Source organism: Pantoea stewartii subsp. stewartii, from assembly GCF_008801695.1.
In the GTDB taxonomy this organism is placed as follows: Bacteria; Pseudomonadota; Gammaproteobacteria; order Enterobacterales; family Enterobacteriaceae; genus Pantoea; species Pantoea stewartii.
Map to the genome: position 1 here is coordinate 1 of NZ_VZPF01000061.1, position 11,398 is coordinate 11,398.

The 11,398-nt window shown below is 56.7% G+C and carries 10 protein-coding genes and 1 pseudogene; 3 read left to right on the forward strand and 8 right to left on the reverse strand.

The genetic code is table 11. The annotated features are described in order from the left end of the window. Window positions 1–127: 127 nt before the first annotated feature. Window positions 128–1,213: pseudogene (locus F7Q90_RS17435) on the forward strand (methyl-accepting chemotaxis protein); the annotation flags it as partial. 98 nt (window positions 1,214–1,311) lie between these two features. On the opposite strand, the gene ridA reads toward F7Q90_RS17435, so the two are convergent. The 4 genes from ridA to argF all read right to left on the reverse strand — a co-directional run bounded on the left by ridA (window position 1,312) and on the right by argF (window position 4,441). Next, window positions 1,312–1,698 (reverse strand): 2-iminobutanoate/2-iminopropanoate deaminase, encoded by a 387-nt coding sequence (ridA, locus tag F7Q90_RS17440; RefSeq protein ID WP_006121790.1) that lies wholly within the window; start codon window positions 1,696–1,698, stop codon window positions 1,312–1,314. Window positions 1,699–1,780: 82 nt separating this feature from the next. Beyond that, entirely contained in the window at window positions 1,781–2,245 is a 465-nt protein-coding gene (pyrI, locus tag F7Q90_RS17445) for an aspartate carbamoyltransferase regulatory subunit (RefSeq protein WP_006121791.1), read from the reverse strand. Between the two features lie 10 nt (window positions 2,246–2,255). Continuing rightward, the gene (gene pyrB, locus F7Q90_RS17450; RefSeq protein WP_006121792.1) at window positions 2,256–3,191 is read right to left on the reverse strand and encodes an aspartate carbamoyltransferase; all 936 of its coding nucleotides are present in this window, start codon (window positions 3,189–3,191) and stop codon (window positions 2,256–2,258) included. Between the two features lie 242 nt (window positions 3,192–3,433). Continuing rightward, window positions 3,434–4,441, reverse strand: a complete 1,008-nt coding sequence (argF, locus tag F7Q90_RS17455; RefSeq protein WP_006121794.1) for an ornithine carbamoyltransferase — start codon at window positions 4,439–4,441, stop codon at window positions 3,434–3,436. A 163-nt stretch (window positions 4,442–4,604) separates the two neighbouring features. Between argF and rraB the strand changes: the two genes are divergently transcribed. Both rraB and miaE read left to right on the forward strand, forming a co-directional pair. Continuing rightward, a complete protein-coding gene (gene rraB / locus F7Q90_RS17460; RefSeq protein WP_006121795.1) occupies window positions 4,605–5,027 on the forward strand; it encodes a ribonuclease E inhibitor RraB in 423 nt (140 codons plus the stop codon). Window positions 5,028–5,084: 57 nt separating this feature from the next. Further along, window positions 5,085–5,846: a tRNA isopentenyl-2-thiomethyl-A-37 hydroxylase MiaE gene (gene miaE, locus F7Q90_RS17465; RefSeq protein WP_006121796.1), complete on the forward strand. Its 762-nt coding sequence runs from the start codon at window positions 5,085–5,087 to the stop codon at window positions 5,844–5,846. A 5-nt stretch (window positions 5,847–5,851) separates the two neighbouring features. Here miaE and F7Q90_RS17470 read toward each other — a convergent pair whose 3' ends face one another. The 4 genes from F7Q90_RS17470 to pepA form a co-directional block, all read right to left on the reverse strand. Further along, a complete protein-coding gene (locus F7Q90_RS17470; RefSeq protein WP_006121797.1) occupies window positions 5,852–6,349 on the reverse strand; it encodes a GNAT family N-acetyltransferase in 498 nt (165 codons plus the stop codon). 81 nt (window positions 6,350–6,430) lie between these two features. Next, window positions 6,431–9,286, reverse strand: a complete 2,856-nt coding sequence (locus F7Q90_RS17475) for a valine--tRNA ligase (protein WP_006121798.1) — start codon at window positions 9,284–9,286, stop codon at window positions 6,431–6,433. A gap of 5 nt (window positions 9,287–9,291) precedes the next feature. Next, window positions 9,292–9,750, reverse strand: coding sequence for a DNA polymerase III subunit chi (locus F7Q90_RS17480; protein WP_006121799.1), 459 nt, complete (start codon window positions 9,748–9,750; stop codon window positions 9,292–9,294). Window positions 9,751–9,819: 69 nt separating this feature from the next. After that, complete coding sequence (gene pepA, locus F7Q90_RS17485; RefSeq protein WP_006121800.1) at window positions 9,820–11,331, reverse strand: leucyl aminopeptidase; 1,512 nt, start codon at window positions 11,329–11,331, stop codon at window positions 9,820–9,822. Between the last annotated feature and the right edge of the window lie 67 nt (window positions 11,332–11,398).

Consider the following 11,398-nt stretch of genomic DNA (forward strand, 5'->3'; position numbering starts at 1 on the left):
GAATATTTTACGGCATTCTCCGCTAATGCTCAGGCGAATATCCCTGAAGGACGTTCTTAACAATTTAACAAGGGTTTACCACAAAATGGTGCTGGTTTATTAGCGTCAATTTGTGGGGATCCCTCAGGGCATGGCCGCCGGTATTGCCCTGGCGATTACTGGCCTGGGGATGCTGACGATACTGACCATCATGCGCGTCCGCCGCAGCCTGAATGCCATGGGCGGGCTGATGGAACGCGCCAGCAATACGCTTGATCTTTCCCTGAAGGCCGATGACAGCCGCCGTGATGAAGTCGGTGTCATGGCGCGTTCTTATAATCGTCTTATGGAAAGTATTTCGTCCGCAATGTATGCGGTCAGCAGTGCCTCGCAGTCCGTCAGCAGTGCGTCGGCACAGATTGCGGCAGGGAATGAGGATTTGTCTGCCCGCACAGAAGAGCAGGCTGCCTCGCTGGAGCAAACGGCTGCCAGCATGACGCAAATCAGCGAAACCGTCAGACAGACCGCCGGCAACACGCGCCAGGCGAGCAATCTGGCCGAAAATACGCGTAACCTCTCCGAAACCAGCTCTGCGGCACTCACTACCATGCTGGATACCATGACGTCGATCCGTGACAGCGCGGGCAAGGTGGGCGACATTATCACCCTGATTGAAGGCATTGCGTTTCAGACCAATATTCTGGCGTTGAATGCGGCGGTTGAAGCGGCGCGAGCCGGCGAACACGGGCGCGGCTTTGCGGTCGTGGCAGGGGAAGTGCGCAATTTGTCGCAGCGTTCCACCACCGCCGCCCGTGAAATCAAAACGCTGATTCAGTCGTCGAATGCGTTGATTGAATCGGGAACGTCGCAGGCGGATAACGTGAATCAGAATATGGAGACGATGCGCGGTGCGGTCAGTCAGGTTACCGATCTGGTTAACGAAATCGCCGCTGCGGCCACAGAGCAGAGCCAGGGGATCGCGCAGGTGCATCAGGCGGTCAATCAGATGGACGACGTGACCCAGCAGAATGCGACCCTGGTGGAAGAAGCCTCGGCTGCATCGCTCTCACTACAGGAGCAGGCCGACGGCCTGGCTGCGCTTGTACGCAGGTTTACGCTCGCGGGCCAGCAGGCGGCTGATGTGACGCCTCAGCGTCAACCCACAGCCGTTGTTGCGCCCAAACCCGTAATGGCTCTGGCGACAGGCGGACAGGATAACTGGCAAAGCTTTTAAGGCTGATCACACCGTGAACGGTTGGCGGTAAGCAGGGCAAATTCCAGGCTTGATGGCAGACCGAAAGCCGCGTGCGCACCCGGTGCGCACGCGTTTTATCAGCGACGCAGTGCAATCGCTTCGATTTCAATCTTCACATCTTTTGGCAGACGGGCGACTTCCACGCACGAGCGCGCCGGGAAGTTTGCCTTGTGCTCAGTAAAGAACGCTTCGTAGGTGGCGTTTACGGTCGCAAAGTCATTCAGATCTTTCACGAACACGGTGGTTTTAACGATATCGCCTACCGTCAGTCCCGCCGCTTCCACGATTGCCTTCACGTTTTCCAGCGACTGACGTGCCTGCGCAGACACATCATCGGCGACCTCACCGGTGGCCGGGTTCACGGGAATCTGGCCCGAGGTGATGATCATGTTGCCGAGATCAACGCCCTGTACGTAAGGGCCAATGGCCGCAGGGGCTTTTTCCGTACTGATTTCACGAGACATCATTTCTCCTTAAAGTAAGGCCGGGGCAGCAACGATGCCGCCCGCAACAGAACGCGTTCCATTATAGGCGCGCCCGGGACGATTAAAAGTGGCCCAGCACGACATGGCGGGCGAACTCTTTCTCACAGTATTTGCACTTCAGGTGCACTTCATCGGCGCGGTGCTTAACGGCGAAGCTGGAGAACACCGGCTCGCTGCGGCTGATGCAGTTGCTGTTCGGGCAGGTAAGCACCCGATCGATGTGATCCGGCAGCGCCGGGGCGATCTTGGCCACCACTTCATAGTCGTCGATGCGATTGACCGTCGCATGCGGCGCATAGAACGCCAGCTGATTGATCTGATCGTCGGTCAGGTAGGTGTTTTCGATCTTGATCAGGTCCTTACGGCCCATTTCACCTGACGGCAGGTTCAGACCAATAGTGATGCGCTGGTCAGTTTCGGTCAGGCGAAACAGCGACAGGAGCTTAAAGCCCACCTGCGCCGGGATATGATCGATAACCGTGCCGTTTTTGATGGCTTCGACCTGCAGTTTGTTATCGTGGCTCATTGTTCACTCCTTACAGGGCGATGTCGCTGTTCAGTACCAGCGCCAGCAGGGCCTGGCGCGCATAAATACCGTTACCTGCCTGCTGGAAATACCAGGCGTACGGCGTGGTGTCCACGTCAGGGGTAATTTCATCAATACGGGGCAGCGGATGCAGCACTTTCATGTTATCGCGGGCTCCGGCCAGATCGGCTGCCCGTAAAATAAACTGGGCTTTGACGTTGGCATATTCTGAGGGATCGAGCCGCTCTTTTTGCACGCGGGTCATATAGAGAATATCCAGCTCAGGCATGACCTCTTCAAAGCTGTCATGGCGCGACCAGGCAATATTCTGCTCGTCCAGCATATCAGTGATATAGGCAGGCATTGCCAGCGCATCCGGCGCGATAAAGAAGAAGCGGTTGCCGTCGAACTTGGCCAGCGCCTGGGTCAGCGAGTGAACGGTACGGCCATATTTGAGATCGCCCACCATGGCTACGTTCAGATTGCTGAGACGACCCTGGGTTTCGTGGAGAGTAAACAGGTCCAGCAGCGTTTGTGTTGGGTGCTGATTCGCGCCGTCGCCCGCGTTCAGAATGGGAATGCCGTTGGAGAACTCCGTGGCCAGTCGGGCTGCCCCTTCCTGCGGATGACGCATCACAATTGCGTCCACATAGGTACTGATGACGGAAATGGTATCCGCCAGGGTTTCCCCCTTCTTGCCCAGCGAGGTGTTACTGCCATCGGCAAAGCCGACGGCAGAGGCACCCAGGCGATGAATGGCGGTTTCAAACGACAGCCGGGTGCGGGTAGAGGCTTCAAAGAAGCAACTGGCGATCACGTTGTGTTTCAGCAGTTCCGGCTGAGGGTTGGCTTTGAGCCGGGCGGCGGTATGCAGCACCAGCTCCAGCTCGTCGCGGCTGAGATCGTTAATTGAAATGATGTGCTTGCGATATAGCGGGTTAGCCATAGCTCTCTCCTCTGCGCGGCCGGATTGCGGACAAAAAAAAGCCCCTTAGAAAGGGGCTTTTTTGAGATCGGTTCGATGACGGAAAGAAACAGCGGTGCCGCCTGCGGTCAGGCGAGATAGCGCGTCACATTGTCCACGATGCTGTTGCATGTTTCCTCCGGCAAATTGTGGCGCATTATACGCCATCGCGGGTTGGCATCAAGGAAAAATCGCGCGGCAGGTAACCGTTTGCGTCTGTCTGATTAGCGCTGTCCCAGCGTGGCAACCATTACCGCTTTGATGGTGTGCATCCGGTTTTCAGCCTGGTCAAACACGATGCTGTGTGCCGACTCAAAGACCTCATTGCTGACTTCCATGCCGTCTTTAAGGCCATACTGTTCTGCCATCTGGCGGCCCAGCGTGGTCTGATCGTCATGGAAAGCCGGTAAGCAGTGCAGGAATTTCACCGCCGGGTTGCCGGTCAGCGCCAGCATCGCACGGTTCACCTGATAGTCGCGCAGCAGGGCAATCCGTTCTTCCCACACCGCTTTGGCTTCGCCCATGGAAACCCAGACGTCGGTATAGATAAAGTCGGCACCTTTTACGCCCTCGGCAATATCCGCCGTCAGGGTGATTTTACCGCCGGTCTTTTCGGCGACCTGACGGCATTCTGCGACCAGCCCGGCTTCCGGCCAGCAGCTTTGTGGCGCAACCATGCGTAGATCCAGCCCGACCAGCGCGGCGGCTTCCAGCATGCTGTTGCCCATGTTATTGCGGGCATCGCCAACGTATACCAGCGTCATCTTATTCAGCGGTGTAGCGGGAAGATGCTCCTGCATGGTCAGCAGGTCAGCCAGCAACTGGGTAGGGTGAAACTCGGTGGTCAGGCCGTTCCAGACCGGCACGCCCGCGTGCTCGGCCAGCGTTTCCACCAGTGCCTGACCGTAACCCCGATACTGAATGCCGTCGTACATGCGGCCCAGCACGCGCGCGGTGTCTTTCATCGACTCTTTATGGCCGATCTGGCTGCCGCTCGGGCCAAGATACGTGACGTTAGCTCCCTGATCGTAGGCGGCAACTTCGAAAGAGCATCGGGTACGGGTCGAGTCTTTTTCGAAGATGAGCGCGATGTTTTTGCCTTTCAGGTATTGGGTTTCGCTGGCGGTTTTTTTGGCGTGTTTTAATTCGGCAGACAGGGCAAGCAGGTAATCGATCTCGGCCGGGGTAAAATCCAGCAGCCTGAGAAAATGACGATGATACAACTGACTCATACAGCACTCCGGTACGGGTTTCGTAATGAATTAAAATTCAATTTAACCGTATGAATATGCATTTTCAACCCTGGCGAGAATAATCTTTTCTGTTTTGTGTAGTGGCGCGACAGGCAGTATGGGAAAATAATGACTTATTGCCGAACTCAGAGAGGATATCGCCATGGCATTTGAAGCATTGTTGGAAGAGCAGCGTGAAGAGACGCGGCTGATCATCGAAGAACTGTTAGAGGATGGCAGCGATCCCGATGCGCTCTATACCATTGAGCACCATCTCTCCTGTAACAACTTTGACTCGCTGGAAAAAGCGGCGGTGGACGCGTTTAAGCTGGGCTATGAAGTCACCGAGCCGGAAGAGCTGGAGCTGGAAGACGGCACCACCGTCATGTGCGTGGACATTCTCAGCGAAGGCGCGTTGAAAGCGGAGCTGATCGACGCGCAGGTAGAGCAGCTGGTGAATCTGGTGGCAAAATATAACGTCGACTACGACGGCTGGGGCACCTACTTTGAAGATCCGAATGCCCAGGATGACGATGAAGACGATGGCGATGTCATCGACGAAGACGATAACGGCATTCGCCACTAATCTGACGAGGGCGGAGTCTGCTCCGCCTTTTCTGTTTTCCGGCCCTGTCTGACATTCATGAATTACGCACCCTTACTTGAACCGATACAGCAATTTTTACACTGCCGCACGCCGCAGGCCTGGATTGATGAAGCGCGCAAACCTGAAAACCTCACGCTGCTCCTGACCGACCACCTGGTGTGTGAACTGAAAGCCGCACAGACCGCCGTCTGGCTGATTCGCAAATATGTCGCCGACAAGCCAAGTGGAGACCGGATTCTGGCGTGGCTGCGGCCTTACGAGAATTTTATCTTTCGCGAAGACGGCGACAGCGATTTTATTAACGCCCATAAAAATCTGACTAAAACGATCATCGTACGCAATGCGCTGCCGTGGGCGGACGATCTGGTAGAGAAAATGGTGCTGCTGATTAAAGAAGAGCTGCATCACTTTTACCAGGTGTGGGAAATTATGCAGTCGCGCGGCCTGGTGTACGAGAAAATCACCTCAAGTCGTTACGCCAAAGGGCTGCTACGCGAAGTGACCACGCACGAACCCGATACGCTGGTGGATAAGCTGATTTGCGGTGCCTATATCGAAGCGCGTTCCTGCGAACGGTTTGCCAGCCTGGCGCCTTTCCTGGACAGTGAACTAGAGAAGTTTTATATCTCGCTGCTGCGTTCTGAAGCCCGCCATTACCAGGATTACCTGGCGCTGGCGGCACAGATATCACCCAAAGACATTACGGCGCGCGTACGGGCGATGGGTGAAGCGGAGGCCAGGCTGATTAGTGAGCCGGACACGGAGCTGCGCTTTCACAGCGGCGTCCCGGCTTTTTGACGACGTTACAGCGTTTTCAGCATCCTGAACTCGCAGTCGCCATGGCCGGTGCAGCCCAGCGCATGGTCGATACGCGCAAAGCCCAGCGATTCATAAAGCTTAATGGCGCGCGTCAGGCTGCCGGTGGTTTCCAGATAGCAACGACGAAAGCCCCGCTGGCGCGCATGATCCATGGCTAACAGCGCCAGTTCGCGCGCCACGCCGAAGCCGCGGATAGCGGGCAGGAAATACATCTTTTGCAGTTCACAGATATCCGGCGCGCTGCAGGCGAGCGGGGCAATGCCGCCGCCGCCCATCACCTTCCCCTGATGTTCCACCACCCAGTAAGCGCTGTGTTCAGCGCTGTACAGCTCAAACAGCTGGTCCAGATTAGGATCGGCAACGGTGTAGCCTTTATCCGCCGTCAGGCCAAATTCCGCAGAGACGTCGCGGATGACCCGGGCGATATGGAGATTGTCGGCGGCAATAATGGGCCGCAGCTGAATATCGGCAGTGGTTCTCATCAGGATTCCGGTACAAAGTCAGCGCAATAAAAAAGCCGGGCAAAGCCCGGCTTCAGGTTCAAGCTATCGGACTACGACGCATTACAATGCCGCAATCACCGCCTGCTGTTCAATCAGTTTTGCTTTGGACTGTTCCATGTCGGCAACGCGTTCACGCTCTTTGGCGACGACCGCTTCCGGAGCACGGGACACAAAGCCTTCGTTGGCCAGCTTGGTCTGAATCTTCTCGATTTCAACATCGAGTTTCACCAGCTCTTTCGCCAGACGTTCCAGCTCGGCGGCTTTATCCACCAGATCCGCCATCGGGATCAGGAGCTCGGCGCCTTCGACAATTTTGGTCACCGAAACCGGCCCTTTCTCGCCCGCAGGCAGAATGGTCAGTCTTTCCAGACGCGCCAGGCGCGACAGGAAGTTACGGTTGGCCTCAACGCGGCGCTGGGCCGCCGGCGAGCAGTCACGCAGCAGCACATCCAGCAGCTTGCTCGGCGCGATGTTCATCTCCGCACGGATGTTACGCACCGCGATGATCGCCTGCTTCATCCACTCAATGTCGGCTTTGGCGTCGGCATCTTCTTTCGCCGCATCAAACTGCGGGAACGGCTGCAGCATGATGGTGTCATCGCTGATATTTTTCAGGCCTTTGACGCGCTGCCAGATGGTTTCCGTGATGAACGGAATGATCGGATGCGCCAGGCGCAGCAGCGCTTCCAGTACATGAACCAGCGTATGGCGCGTACCGCGCAGTTCTGCTTCGCTGCCGCTGTTCATCACCGGCTTGGTCAGCTCCAGGTACCAGTCACAGAACTGGTTCCAGGTGAAGTCATACAGAATGTTGGCGGCGATATCGAAGCGATAGCTGTCCAGGGCTTCACGGTAAGCTTTCACCGTATGGTTGAACTCGGTCAGAATCCAGCGATCGGCCAGCGACAGCGTCATCTCGCCACCATTCTGACCACAATCCTGATCTTCGGTGTTCATCAGCACAAAGCGGCTGGCGTTCCACAGCTTATTACAGAAGTTGCGATAACCTTCCAGGCGCTTCATGTCCCAGTTGATATCACGACCGGTTGATGCCAGCGCGGCCAGCGTAAAGCGCAGCGCATCGGTACCGGATGGCTCAATACCGTTCGGGAACTGTTTCTCGGTTCGCTTACGGATTTTCTCGGCCAACTGCGGCTGCATCATGTTACCGGTGCGTTTTTCCAGCAGATCTTCCAGCGAAATGCCGTCAACCATATCCAGCGGGTCAATCACGTTGCCCTTAGATTTGGACATCTTCTGGCCTTCTTCATCGCGGATCAAACCGGTCATATAGACGGTTTTAAACGGCACCTGCGGTTTGCCGTTTTCATCTTTGATGAAGTGCATGGTCAGCATGATCATGCGGGCAATCCAGAAGAAGATAATGTCAAAGCCACTGACCAGCACGCTGGTCGGGTGGAAGGTCCGCAGGGCCTCGGTGTTTTCCGGCCAGCCCAGCGTTGAGAACGTCCACAGACCTGAAGAGAACCAGGTATCCAGTACGTCGTCGTCCTGGCGCAGCGCCACATCGGCGGCCAGGTTGTTTTCGCTACGCACTTCGTCTTCGGTGCGACCAACGTAAACGTTGCCGTCGTTATCGTACCAGGCCGGAATGCGGTGACCCCACCACAGCTGACGGGAAATACACCAGTCCTGAATGTCACGCATCCAGGAGAAGTACATGTTCTCGTACTGTTTTGGTACAAACTGAATATCGCCGTTCTCAACGGCTTCAACGGCTACTTTTGCCAGCGGTGCCGTGCGGACGTACCACTGGTCGGTCAGCATCGGCTCGATGACCACACCGCCGCGGTCGCCGTAAGGAACGGTCAGATCGTGTGGTTTGATCTCTTCCAGCAGGCCCAGTTCGTCCACCGCAGCCACGATGGCTTTACGCGCCGCAAAACGTTCCATCTTCTGGAACGCAGCCGGGATCGCGTCACTGTAGACGGTGCTGGCTTCGCCGTTGGTATCGTAAACCTGCGCGCTTTCACGGATATCCCCGTCAAAGGTCAGGATGTTGATCATCGGCAGCTTATGACGACGGCCCACTTCATAGTCGTTGAAGTCGTGCGCCGGGGTGATTTTCACGCAGCCGGTGCCTTTTTCCATATCCGCGTGCTCGTCACCCACGATTGGGATCAGGCGATCAACCAGCGGCAGCATGACAAACTTGCCGATCAGATCTTTATAACGCGGATCGTCCGGGTTCACGGCCACGCCGGTATCGCCCAGCAGCGTTTCCGGACGCGTGGTGGCGACAACCAGATAATCTTTCCCGTCGGCGGTTTTGGCGCCGTTGGCGAGCGGATAGCGGATGTGCCACATGGAGCCTTTGCTCTCACGGTTTTCCACTTCCAGGTCAGAGATCGCGGTGCGCAGTTTCGGATCCCAGTTCACCAGGCGCTTGCCGCGGTAAATCAGGTTCTCTTTGTACAGGCGCACAAACACTTCTTTTACGGCATTGGACAGGCCTTCATCCATGGTGAAGCGTTCACGCTCCCAGTCCACAGAGTTGCCCAGGCGGCGCATCTGGCGGGTAATGGTGCCGCCGGATTCGGCTTTCCACTGCCAGATTTTGTCGATAAAGGCATCACGACCGTAATCCTGACGGGTTTTGCCTTCTTCTGCGGCGATCTTACGCTCAACCACCATCTGCGTGGCGATGCCCGCATGGTCGGTACCGGCCTGCCACAGGGTATTTTTGCCCTGCATGCGCTGGTAGCGAATCATGGTATCCATGATGGTTTGCTGGAAGGCGTGACCCATGTGCAAGCTACCGGTGACGTTCGGCGGCGGGATCATGATGCAAAAGCTTTCCTGGCTGGTGTCGCCATTCGGTTTGAAGTAGCCCTGCTTTTCCCAGTGCTCGTAAAGCGGCTGCTCGATATCTTGCGGGTTATATGTCTTATCCATTTCTGCTATGTCGTTTGCGGCTGTGGTGGCGTTGCCGTATTCAATTGGAAGCCAACGCTGCGATAGGCTTTATAGCGATCGCGCGCTAACTGTTTGAGCGATTCTTCATAAGGAACGAAGTCTATCACTTCATGGAAAGCAGTAGCAAAATCTGCAAACTGCGGCAGCAGGTTGATCAGCAGGTCGCGCGGTGAATTGCCCCGACGCTGCGGCCAGGCCAGCTCGACCGGTGCGCCGTAGCGCGGGCCTTCGCCAGCCAGGTTATGTGGCACAAAGGCATTGGCAGGGCGCTGCCAGAGCGCCTCATCCAGCCGAATGGCTTGCTGCTCATCTTCACAGGCGATGAGCACTCGCTTACCGGCCCGCCAGCGTGTTTCCGCCAGATCGCATACCAGCGCTTCCACAGCGGTTAAGCCGTCGCGGGATGCATCGGTTTCCAGCACGTAGAAGGTTGCGTTTTTCATCGAATTGCCTGCTAAAAGAAAAGCGGGGCGACATGGCGTCCACCCCGGTTGGTTCGGTTGCCCGGGCGTTTAGTCGTCGCCGTTCAGACCTGCACGGTTCAGCAGGAACTGTGACAGCATCGGCACCGGACGGCCGGTGGCCCCTTTGGCCTTGCCGGAGCGCCACGCGGTGCCGGCGATGTCCAGGTGCGCCCAGTTATATTTGCGCGCAAAACGCGCCAGGAAGCAAGCGGCGGTAATCGCGCCGCCCGGACGGCCACCGATGTTGGCCATATCGGCAAAATTGGATTCTAGCTGTTCCTGGTACTCATCGGCCATCGGCAGGCGCCAGGCGCGGTCGCCCGACTGTTCTGACGCGCTGATTAGCTCATGGGCCAGCGGGTTGTGGTTCGACAGCAGGCCGCTGACGTGATGGCCCAGCGCGATCACGCAGGCGCCGGTCAGCGTCGCCACGTCGATGACCACTTCCGGATCAAAACGCTCGACGTAGGTCAGGGCATCGCACAGCACCAGGCGACCTTCGGCATCGGTATTCAGCACTTCAACGGTCTGGCCAGACATGGTGGTCAGCACATCGCCCGGGCGCATGGATTTGCCGTCCGGCATGTTTTCACAGCCGACCAGTACGCCCACGACGTTCAGCGGCAGGTTCAGCTCGGCGACCATGCGCATCACGCCATAAACGGATGCCGCACCGCACATGTCGTACTTCATTTCATCCATGCTGTCCGCAGGCTTAATAGAAATACCGCCGGAGTCGAAGGTCAGCCCTTTACCGACCAGCACGATGGGGCGTGCATCGGTATCCGGGTTGCCTTTGTACTCAATCACCGACATCAGGGATTCATTGTGCGAACCGGCCCCGACGGCAAGATAGGCGTTCATGCCCAGCTCTTTCATTTGCTGCTCGCCAATCACGCGGGTTGAGATGTGTTTACTGTAGGCATCCGCCAGCTGACGCGCCTGAGAAGCCAGGTAAGCCGGATTACAGATATTTGGCGGCATGTTGCCCAGATCTTTGGCCGCTTTCACGCCCGCCGCAACGGCCAGACCGTGCTGAATCGCCCGTTCTCCGCTGGTTAACTCACGGCGGGTCGGCACGTTAAACACCAGCTTGCGCAAAGGACGGCGCGGTTCGGCTTTGTTGCTCTTCAACTGGTCGAAGTTATACAGCGCCTCTTTAGAGGTTTCGACAGCCTGACGCACTTTCCAGTAGGTGTTGCGCCCTTTGACGTGCAGTTCGGTCAGGAAGCACACGGCTTCCATCGAGCCGGTGTCATTCAGCGTGTTAATGGTTTTCTGAATCACCTGCTTGTACTGACGCTCATCCAGCTCGCGCTCTTTGCCGCAGCCAATCAGCAAAATACGTTCTGACAGGATATTCGGCACATGATGCAGCAGCAGCGTCTGACCCACTTTACCTTCCAGCTCACCGCGGCGCAGCAGGGCGCTGATATAGCCATCGCTGATTTTATCCAGCTGCTCGGCAATCGGTGACAGACGGCGCGGTTCGAAAACACCAACTACAGTGCATGCACTGCGCTGTTTTTCCGGACTACCGCTTTTTACACTGAACTCCATGCACTCTCCTGAATCTTAAAGACAACAGCCGTAGCTGCCGCTAGAATGTAGCGCATTCATGACTCAT